Annotated in this window: 12 protein-coding genes and 1 pseudogene; 9 read left to right on the top strand and 4 right to left on the bottom strand. The window is 62.0% G+C overall.

Annotation, left to right across the window (positions count from 1 at the left end; genetic code table 11):
* Nucleotides 1-98 precede the first annotated feature (98 nt).
* The 8 genes from ACOYXG_RS03245 to ACOYXG_RS03280 all read left to right on the top strand — a co-directional run bounded on the left by ACOYXG_RS03245 (nucleotide 99) and on the right by ACOYXG_RS03280 (nucleotide 10,818).
* Complete coding sequence (locus tag ACOYXG_RS03245; protein WP_460355883.1) at nucleotides 99-1,694, top strand: FAD-binding oxidoreductase; 1,596 nt, start codon at nucleotides 99-101, stop codon at nucleotides 1,692-1,694.
* 5 nt (nucleotides 1,695-1,699) lie between these two features.
* Nucleotides 1,700-3,295: a glycerol-3-phosphate dehydrogenase/oxidase gene (locus ACOYXG_RS03250; RefSeq protein WP_460355886.1), complete on the top strand. Its 1,596-nt coding sequence runs from the start codon at nucleotides 1,700-1,702 to the stop codon at nucleotides 3,293-3,295.
* 20 nt (nucleotides 3,296-3,315) lie between these two features.
* Nucleotides 3,316-4,884 (top strand): FGGY-family carbohydrate kinase, encoded by a 1,569-nt coding sequence (locus tag ACOYXG_RS03255; protein ID WP_460355889.1) that lies wholly within the window; start codon nucleotides 3,316-3,318, stop codon nucleotides 4,882-4,884.
* 229 nt (nucleotides 4,885-5,113) lie between these two features.
* Nucleotides 5,114-6,403 carry a phospholipase gene (locus ACOYXG_RS03260; RefSeq protein ID WP_460355892.1) on the top strand — a complete coding sequence of 430 codons (1,290 nt, stop codon included), beginning with the start codon at nucleotides 5,114-5,116 and terminating at the stop codon, nucleotides 6,401-6,403.
* A 48-nt stretch (nucleotides 6,404-6,451) separates the two neighbouring features.
* Complete coding sequence (locus ACOYXG_RS03265; protein WP_115988249.1) at nucleotides 6,452-8,410, top strand: DUF1302 domain-containing protein; 1,959 nt, start codon at nucleotides 6,452-6,454, stop codon at nucleotides 8,408-8,410.
* A 151-nt stretch (nucleotides 8,411-8,561) separates the two neighbouring features.
* Entirely contained in the window at nucleotides 8,562-9,935 is a 1,374-nt protein-coding gene (locus ACOYXG_RS03270; protein WP_460355895.1) for a DUF1329 domain-containing protein, read from the top strand.
* Nucleotides 9,936-10,156: 221 nt separating this feature from the next.
* Entirely contained in the window at nucleotides 10,157-10,402 is a 246-nt protein-coding gene (locus ACOYXG_RS03275) for a FitA-like ribbon-helix-helix domain-containing protein (RefSeq protein ID WP_027614126.1), read from the top strand.
* Complete coding sequence (locus tag ACOYXG_RS03280) at nucleotides 10,399-10,818, top strand: type II toxin-antitoxin system VapC family toxin (RefSeq protein ID WP_027614125.1); 420 nt, start codon at nucleotides 10,399-10,401, stop codon at nucleotides 10,816-10,818. The genes ACOYXG_RS03275 and ACOYXG_RS03280 overlap by 4 nt, the downstream gene beginning before the upstream one ends.
* 87 nt (nucleotides 10,819-10,905) lie before the next feature.
* Here the strand turns inward: ACOYXG_RS03280 and ACOYXG_RS03285 are convergent, their stop codons facing one another.
* On the bottom strand, nucleotides 10,906-11,769 hold the full coding sequence (locus tag ACOYXG_RS03285) for a methyl-accepting chemotaxis protein (protein ID WP_371260362.1): 864 nt from the start codon (nucleotides 11,767-11,769) through the stop codon (nucleotides 10,906-10,908).
* A gap of 42 nt (nucleotides 11,770-11,811) precedes the next feature.
* Nucleotides 11,812-12,825 (bottom strand): annotated as a pseudogene (locus ACOYXG_RS03290) (methyl-accepting chemotaxis protein); the annotation flags it as partial.
* Nucleotides 12,826-13,080: 255 nt separating this feature from the next.
* Between ACOYXG_RS03290 and pmrG the strand changes: the two are divergent.
* Nucleotides 13,081-13,752, top strand: a complete 672-nt coding sequence (gene pmrG / locus ACOYXG_RS03295) for a lipopolysaccharide core heptose(II)-phosphate phosphatase PmrG (protein ID WP_097090453.1) — start codon at nucleotides 13,081-13,083, stop codon at nucleotides 13,750-13,752.
* Nucleotides 13,753-13,828: 76 nt separating this feature from the next.
* Here the strand turns inward: pmrG and ACOYXG_RS03300 are convergent, their stop codons facing one another.
* Together ACOYXG_RS03300 and rimJ are read right to left on the bottom strand one after the other, a co-directional pair.
* On the bottom strand, nucleotides 13,829-15,307 hold the full coding sequence (locus ACOYXG_RS03300; protein WP_103367749.1) for an ArnT family glycosyltransferase: 1,479 nt from the start codon (nucleotides 15,305-15,307) through the stop codon (nucleotides 13,829-13,831).
* 30 nt (nucleotides 15,308-15,337) lie between these two features.
* Nucleotides 15,338-15,925, bottom strand: a complete 588-nt coding sequence (rimJ, locus tag ACOYXG_RS03305; RefSeq protein ID WP_103367750.1) for a ribosomal protein S5-alanine N-acetyltransferase — start codon at nucleotides 15,923-15,925, stop codon at nucleotides 15,338-15,340.
* Between the last annotated feature and the right edge of the window lie 59 nt (nucleotides 15,926-15,984).

Genomic DNA, 15,984 nt, shown 5'->3' on the forward strand with positions numbered 1-15,984 from the left:
ACTCGAACTGGCCGGATGCGACCGTGACACTTTTTGGCCGCTGACTAGTATGGAGGCCTGCCACATCACTGATCAGACTGTATAAGAAGGACACACGCATGCGACGCTGGAACGGCTGGGGAGAGGCAACAACGGTGGTCGAACTGCCGGCGCAGGGTGCGAGCTTTCTCCATGAACGGTTGGGGGCCGGGCACGTGTTGCCCAATGCCACGCTGGAGTCGGCATTGGCGCGGGTGCCGCTCTCGCGGCTGGCGGCGCACGCCTTGTACAGCGTCGATGCCCATGACCGTCTGCTGCACGCCCGAGGCCAGAGCCTGCCGGACTGGCTGGCGCTGCGCGAAGGTGCGCTGGGCAACTATCCGGATGCGGTGGCGTTTCCCGAAACTGCCGAACAGATCCGCCAATTGCTGGCGCTCGCCCATGAGCAGGACCTGTGCCTGATTCCCTACGGCGGCGGCACTTCGGTGGCCGGGCACATCAATCCGCCGGATTCGGCGCGGCCGGTGGTGACCGTGTCGCTGGCGCGGATGAATCGCCTGATCGACCTCGACGAGCATAGCCAACTGGCGACGTTCGGCCCCGGTGCCAGTGGTCCGCAGGTGGAAAGTCAGCTGCGCGCTCGCGGCTACACGCTGGGGCATTTCCCGCAGTCGTGGGAGCTGTCGACGCTGGGCGGTTGGGTGGCCAGTCGCTCCAGCGGTCAGCAGTCGTTGCGCTACGGGCGTATCGAGCAATTGTTCGCTGGCGGCACCCTGGAAACTTTCGCCGGGCCCTTGGAAATTCCGACGTTCCCAGCTTCGGCGGCGGGGCCTGATCTGCGCGAAGTGGTGCTCGGTTGCGAGGGTCGTTTCGGGATCATTTCCGAGGTCAAAGTGCGAGTCAGTCCGCTGCCTGCTGATGAACGTTTTTACGGAGTGTTCCTGCCCAGTTGGAGCAAGGCGCTGCAAGCGATCCGCCAATTGGCCCAGGCACGAGTGCCGCTGTCGATGTTACGCCTGTCGAACGCGGTAGAGACCGAAACCCAACTGGCGCTGGCCGGTCATCCGCAGCAGATCGCCTGGCTGGAGAAGTACTTGAGCTTGCGCGGCGCCGGTGAAGGCAAGTGCCTGTTGACCTTCGGCGTGACCGGCAACCGTCGGCAAAACGCGCTGTCGCTGAGCCAGGCGCGCCAGCATCTGAAAGCCTTCGGTGGCGTGTTTACCGGTACGTTGCTCGGCAACAAGTGGGCGCAGAACCGCTTCCGTTTCCCCTACCTGCGCGAGAACCTGTGGAACGCCGGTTACGTGGTCGACACCCTGGAAACCGCCACCGACTGGAGCAACGTCGACCACCTGCTCAACCTGATCGAAAACAGCCTGCGCGATGCCTTGGCAGCGCAGGGCGAGCGGGTGCATGTGTTCACCCATCTGTCCCACGTTTACGGCGAAGGCTCGAGCATCTACACCACTTACGTGTTTCGCCCGGCGGCGGATTATCCGGCGACGCTGGCGCGCTGGCAGGCGCTCAAGCACGCGGCCAGCCAGACCATCGTCGACAACCACGGCACCATCAGCCACCAGCATGGGGTCGGCAAGGATCACGCGCCGTACCTGCCGCGCGAAAAAGGCGCGCTGGCGATGGATACCTTGCAGGCGCTGAGCAGGCACTTCGATCCGGCCGGGCGCCTCAACCCCGGCACGCTGTTGCAGGAGTGACGATCATGCCCCCGGACTGGAACGCCGCGTGGCGCCAGCAAACCTTGCCGACATTGACCGACGAAACCTGGGACCTGATCGTGATTGGCGGCGGCATCAGCGGTGCTGGAATTCTGCGCGAAGCGGCACGGCGTGGCTGGCGTTGTCTGCTGCTGGAGCAACGGGATTTCGCCTGGGGCACCTCCAGCCGATCGTCGAAAATGGTTCACGGCGGTTTGCGTTACATCGCCAAGGGCCAGTGGCGCCTGACCCGCGATTCGGTGCGTGAGCGTCAGCGTCTGCTCGACGAAGCGCCGGGACTGGTGGAACCGATGAGTTTCATGATGCCGCACTATCGCGGCGGCTTTCCCGGGCCGCGTGTGCTCGGTGGCTTGTTGTCGGTTTACGACGCGTTGGCCGGACGCCGCAGCCATCGTTTTCATGACGCGCAGCAACTGCGTTTTCTCGCGCCGGGGGTGAAGGAAAATTACCTGCTCGGCGGCACCTGTTTTGTCGATGCGCTGACCGATGACGCACGGCTGGTGATGCGCGTGTTAAGCGAAGCGCGAGCCGATGGCGCGGTAGTGCTCAACGGGGTGCGCGTCGAACATTTGCTGCGCGAAAACGGTCGGGTGTGTGGGGTGCAGATCGAGGACTGCGAAGCGGGTGGATCGCTGCAATTGCGTTGCGGCGTGTTGGCGGTGGCGACCGGAGCGTGGGCTGAGCGCCTGCGTTTGCCCGAGGCTCCGCGGCAATTGCGCCCGCTGCGTGGCAGCCATCTGCTGCTGCCGGGCTGGCGTTTGCCGGTGGCGCAGGCCTTCACTTTTTTGCATGAGCGCGACCGTCGGCCAGTGTTCGTTTTTCCCTGGGAAGGGGCGACGGTGGTTGGCACCACCGACCTCGATCATCGCGAGAATCTGGATCAGAGCGCGAGCATCAGCGCCGAAGAACTCGACTATCTGCTGGCGGCCTGCACGCAACAATTTCCAGGTGCCGAAGTGACGGCGAGCGATGTGCTGTCGACCTGGTCCGGCGTACGTCCGGTGGTGGGCAGCGCGGCGGGTGAGCAGCAAGGCAAACCGTCGAATGAAACCCGTGAACATGTGCTGTGGCAGGAGCCGGGGTGCGTCACGTTAGCTGGCGGCAAACTGACGACGTTTCGCCCGCAAGCCATCGAAGTGCTCAAGGCTTGTGCCGATATGCTCGGTCGCTCTTTCGAAGATGATGCCGCGCCAGTGTTCGCACCGGTGCCGCCGCTGACGATTCCCGGACTCAGCCCGCAACAGTGGCGACGGCTGGCCGGACGCCACGGTCGCGACCTGCCGCGACTGGCGCAGCTGATCGCCGAGTTGGGTCACGAAACGGTCGGCAACACCGACACCTTGTGGGCAGAGCTGGCCTTTGCCTGCGAAGCGGAAATGGTGCTGCACCTCGATGATCTGTTGCTGCGCCGCACCCGTCTGGGCCTGTTGCTGGCGCGCGGTGGTGAAGAATATTTCGCTGCCATCCGCCAACTCTGCCAGCCAAGACTGGGCTGGGACGATGCACACTGGCAGCAAGAGCTGCAGCGTTACCGGGCGTTGTGGCAACGCCATCACGGTCTGCCGGATGCCACGCCTTGATGCCCCTTGAAGAGAGCGCCATGGATAACCACTCGAACAAGCGCTACCTGCTGGCGATCGACAACGGCACCCAGAGCGTGCGCGCATTGCTCTTCGATTTGCAGGGCAATCTGCTGGGCAAAGGCAAGGTCGAATTGCAGGCGTACTACTCGACGCAACCGGGTTGGGCCGAGCAGGATCCGGACTATTACTGGGCGAAACTCGGCGAGGCTTGCCAGCAGGTATGGGCGCAAACCGGGATTGATCGCTCGCAGATTGCCGGGGTGTCGCTGACCACCCAGCGCGGCACGGTGATCAACGTCGATGCTCAGGGCAAGCCTCTGCGCCCGGCCATTCTGTGGCTCGATCAGCGCCAGAGCGAAGTCGAGGGCGGGATCAAGGGGCCGTGGGGCTGGCTGTTCAAACTGGTCGGCGCGCAGGCGACGGTGGATTATTTTCGCGCGCAGGCCGAGGCCAACTGGATCGCTAGACATCAACCGGAAATCTGGGCGGCGACCGACAAGTTTTTGCTGCTCTCGGGGTTTCTCACCCATCGTTTGTGTGGGCGCTTTGTCGACTCGGTGGGTTGCTGCGTCGGCTATCTGCCGTTCGACTTCAAGCGCCTGAAATGGGCCGCGCCCAGCGACTGGAAATGGCAGGCGCTGGCGGTGCGTCCGGAGCAATTGCCGACCTTGCACAAACCCGGCGAAACCCTTGGCTATATCAGCGCTGAAGCTAGCCGTCACACCGGAATTCCCGAGGGCTTGCCGCTGATTGCCGCGGGCGCTGACAAGGCCTGCGAAGTGGTCGGTGCCGGCGTGGTCGATGCGAGCACCGTGTGCCTGTCTTACGGCACCACCGCGACGATCACCAGCACCCGTTCGCGCTATCTGGAAATCGTCCCGCTGATCCCGCCGTACCCCTCGGCGGTGCCCGATCAGTACAACTGCGAGGTGATGATTTATCGCGGTTACTGGATGGTCAGCTGGTTCAAGAACGAGTTCGGCCTGCGCGAGATGCAGCAGGCGAAAGAGCAGGGCATTGAACCCGAGCAACTGTTCGATGCGCTGGTCAACGCGGTGCCGCCGGGGTCGATGGGGCTGATGCTGCAACCGTATTGGTCGCCGGGGATTCGTGAGCCGGGCGTCGAGGCTAAAGGCGCGATGATCGGCTTCGGCGACGTGCACACCCGCGCGCACATTTACCGGGCGATTCTGGAAGGGCTGGCGTATGCGTTGCGCCAGGGCCTGGAGAACATCGAGAGGCGTTCGAAGGTGTCGGTCAAGCGTCTGCGGGTGGCCGGTGGCGGTTCGCAGAGCGATGCGGCGATGCAGCTGACGGCGAATATTTTTGGCCTGCCGGCGGAGCGTCCGCATGTGTACGAAGCGTCCGGGCTGGGCGCGGCGATCTGTTGTGCGGTGGGGTTGGGCTTGTATGCGGATTTCCCCACGGCAATCGCCGCGATGACGCGGGTGGGCGCGGTGTTCACACCGCAGCCCGAGGCGCAGCAGGTCTATGAGCGTTTGTACAACGAGGTGTACCTGCGCATGTATCGCCAGCTCAAGCCGCTGTACCAGAGCATCCGCAAAATCACCGGTTACCCCGCGTAACCAGACACTGGAAATCCCCTGTAGGAGCTGCCGAAGGCTGCGATCTTTTGATCTTGTTTTTAAAGAATCAAAGTCAAAAGATCGCAGCCTTCGGCAGCTCCTACACGGATGGACGGTGAGCCTGAAATGGCGCTATCGGAGACTTTTTCTGGTGAGATCGGACAGTGTCAGCGCCGGAGGTGGTTGTTAGGCTCAACCCCCACAGCACCTCCAATAAGAATTAAAAGCAATGAAGCTGACCTTTCTCCTGTTGCTGCTTTGTGCCACGGCCCCGACGGCGTGGGGCTGGTCGAACCACACGGTGGGCAGCTATCTGGCGTTGCAGGCACTGCCGACGCTGCGCGATGCGCCAGCGGTTGAGGTCGAGCCGCTGGAGCGTTTTCTCGCTGAACAGTATCCGGCCGTGGTCGCGTTGCTGGACCAGCAGGAACGCTTCGCCCGTGAACACTTCACCCAATACCCGCCGCGCCCCGACAACCTGAAGCTGCCCGCCGTACCAAGCGACCATCTGCGCCACGACTTTCTCACCGCGTTGCGGCTCAATCCGCGCATTCATCTGGCGATGGTCATTCAGCCGCTGCCGGGCCAAGACCTGCCCGAACGCGAACATCTCAGTGCCGATCAGGTGATGGTCGAACAGACGCTTTCGCCATGGAATCGCCAGCGTTTCATCCGCGTGGCGGACGGCGAGAAAGTTGCACCGCTGGCGGTGCTGGCAAGCGCCGCCGACGAGCCGGATTACGGTCACGACATCAACCTGTTCAGCGACAACCCCGGCGAGGTCGGCGCGCTGTATGGCTTCGGCCCGCAGCCGTTCGGCGATGCGCGTTTTCAGTACAGCTCGCAGGCGCCGTTCCACATGGGCTTCTTCCATGAAAGCGCGGTGGTGTATGCCGCTGCCGGATTTCTTCAGCGCAGTTGGCCGGACTGGCGCGCCTATCAGTACCTGGGCCTGGCGCGACTGGCATTTGCCTCTGGCCATCCCTACTGGGGTTACCGCTTTCTCGGATGGGGCGCGCACCACGTGCAGGACCTGACCCAGCCGTATCACGCCAAGCCGCTGCCCGGCGTAGAACTGCCGAGTCTGTTGCTGCTGGAAGGCAAGGCGCTGGCCGGTTTTGCCGATGATAAAAAAGCCTCGATCGAGCGCGTCGCCACCCGCCATATGGAAATCGAGAAGTACCAGTCGACCTGGTTGCGCCGCGTGCTGCGCACCGGTCAGGCGCATCCGATGCTCGCGGCCTACGCCGATGTCGCTCAAGACCAACACTATCCGCCGTACTCGGTGGACTACCTGCGCGACGTGGTCAGCGCCGAGTCGGTCGAAGACTCGGCGGCGTTCGATGAAACCATCGGCCAGTGGCTGGAGACGGCCCCGGTGACCAGTGATTTCAGCAGCGGCAATCAGTTGCAGCGCGAGACGTTCGAGCATCCGGCACTCAATCAGCAGCTGTTCAAACTGCTCAGCCATTTCGGCGCGCACAGCCGGATTTATGTCCGCGCTGGACTGGCACCGTAGCCATCGCGGCCACGCAAAAAACAATAAGAACAAGGAAGGAGGGAACCCATGATCAACACTCGATTGCGCCTCACCGGCGTGGCATTGCCCGGTGTCGGCTTGGCAGGACTGCTGCAACTCTGCGCGGTGGATGCGCTGCAGGCTGCGGAGTTCAGCGTGCTGGACAATCAGGTCACCGGCTCCATCGACACGACACTGTCCTATGGTCGCTTGTGGCGGGTGCAGGGCCGTGACAAGAACAACGACGACGTCAACACCAACGACGGCAATCGCAACTTCGACACCGGATTGGTTTCCGAGGTGTACAAGATCACTTCCGAGCTTGAGGCCAACTACCAGAACTACGGGATGTTCCTGCGCGGCACGGCGTTCTACGACACCCAGTTGATGGACAAGCGCAACGATTACTACCGCAACAACAACCCGTCGCAACCGAGTCAGAGCTATCCGCAGGACGACCGTTTCACCAGCCAGACCCGCGACATCGCCGGCAGCCGGATCGAGATGCTCGACGCCTATGTCTACGGCAACTGGGACGTGGCGCAGATGCCGGTCACCGCGCGGGTCGGTCGTCAGGTGTTCAACTGGGGCGAGGGGATTTTCTATCGCGGCGGGATCAACACCACCAACCCGGTGGACGCCGCCAAGTACCGCTTGCCGGGGGCCGAGGTCAAGGAAGTGCTGATGCCGGTGGAGGCGGTGAGCTTCAACATCGGCCTCAGCGATTCGCTGACCCTGGAGAGCTTCTACCAGACCAACTGGAAGGAAACCCGCATCGACCCGGTCGGGACTTTCTACTCGCAGACCGACTTGTTCGCCGATGGCGGCAACACCGGTTACAACAACTTCAGCGGCACCGCGCTTGATACCCCGGTGCCGGGCTTCGGCAACGTTATCGGTCTGTACAGCGCACTGGGCAACAACCCATTGCTCGGCCCGGCGCTGAAAAGCACCGGCCTGTACGCCAACGGCGTGACACCGGCCTACGGCAATACGCTGAAAGTGGCATCGATCGGCAAGGACTACAACGCGCGCAACGATGGTCAGTTTGGCTTTGCGTTTCGCTACATCGCCGAGGAGCTCAACAGCACCGAGTTCGGCCTGTATCTGGTTAACTACCACGCCAAGGAGCCGACCATCGCCGCTGACCTCGGTGGCTACAAGGGCATCGACATGAATGCCCTGACCAACATGCTCGCCGGTGTGGCCGGCAGTCAGGCCGGGGCGCTGGCCAACGGTCTGGCGACGGCCGATGTGATGGGCAACATTCAGGCGCATCGGCGTTATGCCGAAGACATCCGCATGTATGGTTTCAGCTTCAACACCACTTTGGGTCAGGCTTCAGTATTCGGCGAGATCGCCTATCGACCGAACCTGCCGATCGGTGTCGCTGCCACCAACGATCTGATCGGCGACCTGGCCAACGGTGCCGCTGTGGCGGTGACCGGCAAGGCGATCAACGTCGGCGGGCAGATGGTCACCCTCGACAGCGAGATCAACAACGCCGAGCGCGTGGAAGCGTTCAACACCTCACTGGGCAGCATCTACAACTTCGGCCCGACGCTGTCGTTCGACTCGATGTTCGGCATCTTCGAACTGGCCTCCGAACACCTGCGCGGCAGCAGTCTGCAATACACCGCCTACGACGGCAGCACGCGCTATTACGCCGGTACCGGCAACACCTCTTATGTGTCCGGCGGTGATCGTGATGATCAGGTCAACCGCAACTCCTACAGCTACACGGTGATGTTCAACGGCACCTGGAACGACGTGTACGCCGGGGTCAACGTGTCGCCTTACGTCGTCTACAAGGACGACTTCAAGGGCAACAGCTATCAGGCCGGCAACACCATCGACGGGCGTAAGGCCTACACCCTGGGGATCAAGGCCAACTACCAGAACAAGCTCGAAGCCGAGGTGCAGTACACCAACTTCTGGGGCGGCGGGCAGAACAACGGGATTCGCGACCGCGACAACGTCGGGTTCAATCTCAAGTATTTCCTTTAAGGGACTACACGAGATTTCAGCAACACCTCATCCCCCCTGTGGGAGCGAGCCTGCTCGCGAAGAGGCAGGCACCTTCAACATTGATGTCGACTGATACACCGCTTTCGCGAGCAGGCTCGCTCCCACAGGTTTTTGTACTTTGGAGAAGATCATGTTTCACACTTCAAGCATGACCCGAATTTCGCTGGCGCTGGTTCTGGGCCTCACCGCCGGCAGCGCCCTCGCCGCCATCACCCCGCAACAAGCCGAACAACTGAAAACCACCCTCACGCCTATGGGCGCCGAGCGCGCGGGCAACGCCGCCGGCACCATTCCGGCCTGGACCGGCGGCATCACCCAGGCGCCCGCCGGCTACAAACCGGGCCAACATCACCCGGATCCATATGCGGCGGACAAGCCGTTGTTCACCATTACCAAGGCCAATCTCGACCAGTACAAGGCCCACCTCAGCCCCGGTCAGATTGCGCTGTTCAACAGCTACCCGGACACGTTCCAGATGCCGGTCTACCCGTCGCGTCGCTCGGGTTCGGCGCCGCAGTGGCTGTATGACAACACCCTGAAGAACGCGACCTCGGCCAAGCTGCTGGAGGGCGGCAGCGGATTCGCCGATGCCTACGGCGGCGTACCGTTCCCGGTGCCCAAGGACGGCATCGAAGTGCTGTGGAACCACATCACCCGTTATCGCGGAATCTACGTGGTACGTCGCGCATCCGAAGCGCCGGTGCAGCGCAACGGCAGCTTTGCGCTGGTGACTTCGCAGCAGGAAGCGCTGTTCAACTTCTACCGTCCGGGCGGGCAGTACGCCGACCTGAAAAACATCCTGTTCTACTACCTCGCCTTCGTGAAAAGTCCGGCGCGACTGGCCGGCGGTGCGGCGCTGGTGCACGAGATGCTCGATCAGCTCAAGGACCCGCGCCAAGCCTGGGTCTACGATGCCGGCCAACGCCGCGTGCGCCGTGCGCCGAACCTGGCGTATGACACGCCGATCGCCTCGTCCGATGGCCTGCGCACCGCCGATGACACCGACCTGTTCAACGGCGCGCCGGACCGCTACGACTGGAAGCTCAAGGGCAAGCAGGAAATCTACATTCCCTACAACAACTACAAGGTCGGCAGCCCCGAGGTGAAGTACGCGCAACTGCTTACCCCGGGCCACCTCAACCCGCAATTCACCCGCTATGAGCTGCACCGCGTGTGGGTGGTCGAAGGCAATCTCAAACCGGGCGCGCGGCATGTCTATTCCAAACGCGTGCTGTTCCTCGACGAGGACAGCTGGGGGGCGGCGCTGGTTGATCAATACGATGGGCGAGGGGAGCTGTGGCGGGTGTCGATGGCCTACCTTAAAAACTTCTACGATCTGCCGACCACCTGGAGCGCACTGGACGTGTTCCACGACCTGCAGGCCCGCCGTTACTACGTGCAGAACCTCGACAACGAAGAAGCCTCCACCGTGGACTTCTCGCAACCGGTGCCGGAAGACGCGTATTTCATGCCCTCGGCGTTGCGCCAGCGCGGGACTCGCTAGAGTCAGGCAACACGCGCACCGGCCTGCTGATCCAACGCAACCCCTGTAGGAGCGAGCCTGCTCGCGAATCGATCTTTCGTTCAGCGCAGAGGTGAAGGTCAGACGCAGAAATGGCTGACCATCTGCTGCAGTAAGAATGGCCGTTCGGAAGATTGCCCGGTGTGAGCCGGAACGGATGTGCTAGCCTGCAATCAATGATTTCATTGATTGCAGGAGGCGTCATGGCCAGCATCACCATTCGAAACCTTGACGAGAAGCTCAAGGAACAGTTGCGTATCACCGCTGCACACAACGGACACTCCATGGAGGAAGAGGCGCGCCTGATTCTCGGTCGAGCCTTGGCAACGGTGGATCGTGCCGGCGGACTTGGAAGCCGGATACGCAACAGATTCAGTGCTCTCGGCGGAGCAGAACTTGATCTGCCAGAGCGCTCAGAGAAAGCCACCGGGGTGGATTTTTCTGAATGATAGTGCTCGATACCAACGTGCTTTCAGAGTTTATGCGTATCGAACCTGAAGCCAGGGTGCTGGCCTGGGTTGATGCGCAGCCCGCCATGGATCTGGCCATCAGTGCGATAACGGTGGCTGAGATACTCCACGGCATCGCCCGACTTCCCTCAGGCAAACGCAAACAGAATCTTCAAGCTCATGCGATGGCTATGTTCGAGGAAGACTTCGCTGGACGCATTTTGCCGTTCGATGCGCATGCCGCTGTCGAGTACGCGTCACTCGTCGCAGATTGCGAAGCAAAGGGGCGGGCGGTGTCGATGGCTGATGCGCAGATAGCCGCAATCTGCCGTGCTCATGGTGCGGCAATCGCCACGCGGAACGTGAAGGACTTTCAGTTCTCGGGAGTGGAAGTGATGAATCCGTGGGAGGTGTGAGCGTTGGGGCAGTGAGTATGGGCTGACTGGACTGACGCAATCGCGGGCTTGCCCGCGATTGGATTTACCCTTTGGCGCTGACTGAGGTCAGACGCGGAAGTGGCTGACCATCTGCTGCAACTGACCGCCCAGGCGCGCCAGTTCAACGCTGGACGCTGCGGTTTCATCACTGGCCGCGGCGGTCTGTTCCGACACGTCGCGCACGTTGATGATGCTGCGGCTGATTTCTTCGGCCACGGCGCTTTGCTGTTCGGCCGCGGCGGCGATCTGCTGGTTCATCGACTGGATATTCGACACCGTGCGGGTGATGTTCTCCAGGGAGTCGCCAGCCTTGCGGGTCAGGGCCACGCTGCTGTCGGTCAGGGCGCGGCTGTTGTTCATCACGGCGGCCACTTGCTGGGTGCCGTTCTGCAGACCGGCGACCAGACCTTCGATTTCTTCGGTGGATTTCTGCGTGCGCTGGGCCAGACCACGGACTTCGTCGGCGACCACGGCAAACCCACGCCCGGCTTCACCGGCACGCGCCGCTTCGATCGCGGCGTTGAGCGCGAGCAGGTTGGTCTGTTCGGCCACGGCTTTGATCACGTCCATGACGCTGCCGATCTTGTCACTTTCCTGTTGCAGCACGCTCATGGCTTCGGTGGAACGCACCACTTCGCTGGCCAGACGCTCGATCTGCGCGATGGCTTCGTTGACCACCTTGTCGCCTTCACGGGCTTCGCCGTCAGCGGCGGCTGCGGCTTGCGAGGCTTCTTCGGCGTTGCGCGCGACTTCCTGCACAGTGGCGGTCATCTCGTGCATGGCGGTGGCCACCTGGTCGGTCTCGACCTTCTGGCTGTTCACGCCGGCGCTGGTCTGCTCGGTCACGGCCGATAGTTCTTCGGCGGCGCTGGCGATCTGGGTGACGCCGTCGCGGATGCCGCTGATCAGGTCGCGCAGGGTCACGCCCATGCGGGCGATGCCTTGTTGCAGCACGCCGAGTTCGTCGCGGCGGGTGACGGTGACGTTCTGGGTCAGGTCGCCGCTGGCAATGCGCTCGACCACGGCCAGGGTTTCCTGCAGCGGACGGGTGATCTGACGGGTGATGATCACTGCAGCAATCACACCGACCAACAGCGCCAGCAGGGTGCTGATCAGCTGGAAGGTACGGGCCTGGGCGCTTTCGATGTCACGGCGGTCGAGCTGGATCTGGTACAGCTGCTCGCTGGTGTTGACGATCGCGGTGCCCTGATCGGTCATCTCCTTACGCGCCTGCACCGCTTCGCTGTTGGCGTTCTTGTACGCCTGTAACGCGCTGCGGTAGTTGGTCAAAGCGGTTTCCAGCTGACGCAGGGCGTCTTGCTGGGTGGCGGCGAAATGCACGTTCAGTTGCTTGAGGCTGGCGATCGCTGCGTCCAGTTGGCCGACGGCTTTCTGCTCGGTTTCGGCGTTGGTGGTGGCGGTGTAGCCGCGCACTTCATAGCGCGCCAGGATGAACGCTTCCTTGGCCTGGGTGATGGCCTGGAACTGCTCGAAGCGCTGCTCGCTCATGTCCATTTGCTGCACGCGCTTGCTGATCGTTTCGATCAGGTTGTAAGCGGTGTCGGCGTTAGTGCCCATCACGTCGCGGGCGCTGTTGCCGGTGCGGTAGGCGTTGCGCATCTTGTTCAGCGAGGTCTGGTATTCGGCGATAGTCGCGGCCTGCTCTTTCAGCAGTTTGACGTTTTCCGGGCTCTTGAACTTGTTGATCAGCGCCTGTTGTTGCGCGGCGAAGCTTTCGAGGGTGGTTTGTACATTCTGCGCGGCGGTTTCGTCGCCGTTGGTCAGCATGTATTGCAGGCGGACCACGCGCAGCTTGGTCAGACCGGCATTGAGCTGGGTGATGTCGCTCATCCAGTTGCTGCGGTCAATCAGGCCGCCGAGGCTGGTCCAGCCCGTCAGGGCCAGCACGCAGGTCAGGGCCAGGACCAGGCCGAAGCCCAGGCCCAATTTCATGTTCACGCTGATGTTGCCGAACCAGCTATTCATCACAATTCCTCCAGGAACGTAGAGCTACTTGATCGTCGGTCAGGCTGGAAGATTGTTGTTTTTTTGAGCCAGCAAGGGTGTTAGCAGGTCTGTATCGGCCGCAAACACGAGAGCTGAAAGGTTTTTGTCCGACGGAATTTGTAACAAGGGCGCTTCAAGACTTTTTTCACATGCGTTTCACTCGTCACTTACGCCCGTCTCTCTACCCTCGCCGCATCGAATTGACTGTGATGGATGCCGACGAGGCGGCCCGATGTGGAATTGAGACTGAGTCTGTTCGGCGTCAAACGCTCGATTTCTCTGAGCGGACTGGCCCGCTATCGCAATACCTGGGTGGTGCTCGCCGCGTTGCTGCTGGTGATCCCGCTTACCTTGTGGCTGCTCGCCCCGGCGGCGGTGCCGGACCTGGCCCATGGCAATGTGTCCGGCGACCGTGCACTGGCGGCCGGATGGGCCAAGGGCGACATGATTGTGCTGGTGCGTCACGTCGAGCGCTGTGATCACTCGCCGGCGCCGTGCCTGAGTGGCGACGACGGCATCACCGACCGCTCGCGTAGTGTTGCGGTCGGTGTCGGTGCACAGTTTGAACATCTGGGCTTGAATAACGCCGACATCTACAACAGCCCGATGCTGCGCACCGTGCAGACCGCCAGTTACATGTTCAACCGCGCGGCCAGCGGCGAAGATTGGCTAATCAGCTGCAAGGGCCACATCCTGCAGGAAGCGCTGGCGCACAAGCTTGCGGGGCGCAACCTGATCCTGGTGACCCACAGCGAATGCATGGCGGAGCTGGAAAAGGACTTGAATACACCGATTTCTGACCCTGGCTACGGTTCCTCACTGTTTGTGTCTGCCGCAAACAAAGCGGACCCGCGGGTGCTTGGCTTCATCGAAGCCTCCGACTGGCACTCAGTGAGCACCCGATGAACCGACGTTTGCCAAGCGGCAGCGCAAACAAAACCCGCCAGTGACGGCGGGTTTTTTATTGTCTGGCGGAGGGTCGTCAGTAGCCGACGAAGTAGTACGCCTGACGCCCAACCATCATGGTCTTGAGCACTTTGAGCGGTGCGGCGGGTTCGCTGTCTGCCGAGATCACCGCGACGTTCGAGGGGGAAGCGCTGAGGAAGTCGTGCAGTTGCGCGTCAGTATCCAGCCCTTTGAGCACGCGTTGCGTGTAGAACACGCTGGCGCCGCCGACCCGTTCATTGGCCTGGAACAGTGCGACCCGCTGACCGTTGGCCTGCAAGCTCTGAATGTGTTCGGTCAAAGGCAGGAACGACAACTCCTTGTCGGCGTTGGGCAGTGCCCACTGCGCGGCGCCGAGGTAGCTGGCGATCACCACCGTGAGCAATCCTGCGGCAATCGCCTGACGATGGCGGGCGACTTTTCCGATGAAGCGGTCTGCGTTTTCACGCGCCTGCAAGCGCTCGAACAACACGCGTGCGTACTCAGCGGCGATCACCGCCGCCGCCGGGGTCATCGACATCAGGTACACCGTGCGCTTGCTCGAGGCCAGGGTCAGCATGATGAACTGCGCGACGATCCACAGGCTGAAAAACAGCAGATAGCGGTTGGCCTTCAGCTCCTTGCGGAAATGCCACAGCCCCAGGTACACCAGAATGTTCCACGGCAGGAACGCTTCCGGGAGTTTGGCGAGGTAGTAATAGAACGGCTCGTAATGCCCGGCCTCGACGAACGAGCCGCTGAAGCGACCGACGCTGTTGGTCAGCAGCACTTCAGCGACAGCGTGCGAACCACCGCGCTGATAGAGCACGGCGAGCCAGATCAGCAACGGAATCAGACCTACAAGCGTGAGCAGGCCGGGACGCAGCCAGGCGCCGACCTTCAGGCGTTTGTCGATCAGGTTGTCGGCCAGCAGGTAGGCGAAAATCACCAACCCCGGCATCGCCAGTCCCAGCACGCCCTTGCTCAAAGTGGCGACGGCGATGCCGACGATAAACAGCAGCGAGTTAGCCGCGTTCGGTCCACGTTGCGCCTGAAAGAACGCCAGCAGCGCCGTGGTCACGCCGAGCGCCAGCAGCGCATCTTCGCCGACGCCGCGCACGTTGCTCCAGTAGCTGGCCATGGTCGCCAGCAGAATCCCCGCCGTCCACGCGACCGCTTTTGGCCGGCCGAAGCGGCGCAGCATGCCGTACAGCAGCATCACGCTGAGCAACCCGGCCACCGCCGACGCCAGTCGCACTGCCCATGGCGAAACACCGAACACGCGCATGGCGCCGGCGTCCAGCCACAGGCTCAGCGGTGGCTTTTCCAGAAACGGTTCGCCGAACAGGCGCGGCGTCACCCAGTCATCGTCCAGATGCATCTCCATGGCGATCCCGGCGACCCGGGCCTCGGTAGAGCCTTGCAACTGGTGGTTACCCAAAGCGAAAAAAAACAGCAGGGCGGCGAGTAGAAACAGTGAAGTGGCGGCACGCGGCATGGATTTCAGGCAACCGGAAAGGGCAGGAGCCTTGAGCATACTTCGCCAATGCTTAACAAATTGTGAAACTCACGCCAGTTGACGCGACCAACGCTTCTCCGGCGTTTCAAACAGCGGATTGACCAGCGCCGTCAGCACATGGTCCTGCCAGCGCCCGGCGATATTCAGGTACGCCTTGGCGTAGCCCTCGCGTTCGAAACCCAGGCGCTCCAGCAATCGCGCGCTGCGTTCGTTGCCGGGCATGTAGTTGGCCATGATCCGGTGCAGGTTCTGCGTATCGAACATGTAGCCGATGCCAGCCTCCAGGCCTTCCTGCATCAAACCCTGACCCTGATGCGCGTGGTCAATGTGATAACCCAGATAGCACGCCTGAAACGCGCCGCGAATGATCCCGCTGAAATTGCACGCGCCGATCATCTGTTGGCCATCCGGCGTCAGCAGGGCGAAATGCATCGCCAGCCCGGCCTCGAAAGCACTGGCCTGAACTTCAAGGCGTCGACGAATCTGTTCGGTAGAAAAGTATTCGGTGGTGCGAATCGGCGACCAGGGGGCGAGATGGCGCTGGTTGCGTGCATAGAAGTCACTTTCCAGCTCGGCCTGTTCCGGGGCGAGGATGGCGAGCGTCAGGCGTTGGCAGGGCAGGCTCAGCAGTGACATCGGGCGCTCCGGTTGGCAGGATCGAGGGACAGGATTGCCTAGGAGATGGAAAAAAACAA

Source organism: Pseudomonas sp. G3-39 (genome assembly GCF_054790485.1).

Excerpts from the sequence above, each read along its gene's own strand:
- ACOYXG_RS03245 (WP_460355883.1), top strand. The coding sequence starts at position 99 with ATGCGACGCTGGAACGGCTGGGGAGAGGCAACAACGGTGGTCGAACTG.
- ACOYXG_RS03250 (WP_460355886.1), top strand. The coding sequence starts at position 1,700 with ATGCCCCCGGACTGGAACGCCGCGTGGCGCCAGCAAACCTTGCCGACA.
- ACOYXG_RS03255 (WP_460355889.1), top strand. The coding sequence starts at position 3,316 with ATGGATAACCACTCGAACAAGCGCTACCTGCTGGCGATCGACAACGGC.
- ACOYXG_RS03260 (WP_460355892.1), top strand. The coding sequence starts at position 5,114 with ATGAAGCTGACCTTTCTCCTGTTGCTGCTTTGTGCCACGGCCCCGACG.
- ACOYXG_RS03265 (WP_115988249.1), top strand. The coding sequence starts at position 6,452 with ATGATCAACACTCGATTGCGCCTCACCGGCGTGGCATTGCCCGGTGTC.
- ACOYXG_RS03270 (WP_460355895.1), top strand. The coding sequence starts at position 8,562 with ATGTTTCACACTTCAAGCATGACCCGAATTTCGCTGGCGCTGGTTCTG.
- ACOYXG_RS03275 (WP_027614126.1), top strand. The coding sequence starts at position 10,157 with ATGGCCAGCATCACCATTCGAAACCTTGACGAGAAGCTCAAGGAACAG.
- ACOYXG_RS03280 (WP_027614125.1), top strand. The coding sequence starts at position 10,399 with ATGATAGTGCTCGATACCAACGTGCTTTCAGAGTTTATGCGTATCGAA.
- ACOYXG_RS03285 (WP_371260362.1), bottom strand. The coding sequence starts at position 11,769 with ATGGGCGTGACCCTGCGCGACCTGATCAGCGGCATCCGCGACGGCGTC.
- ACOYXG_RS03300 (WP_103367749.1), bottom strand. The coding sequence starts at position 15,307 with ATGCTCAAGGCTCCTGCCCTTTCCGGTTGCCTGAAATCCATGCCGCGT.
- rimJ (WP_103367750.1), bottom strand. The coding sequence starts at position 15,925 with ATGTCACTGCTGAGCCTGCCCTGCCAACGCCTGACGCTCGCCATCCTC.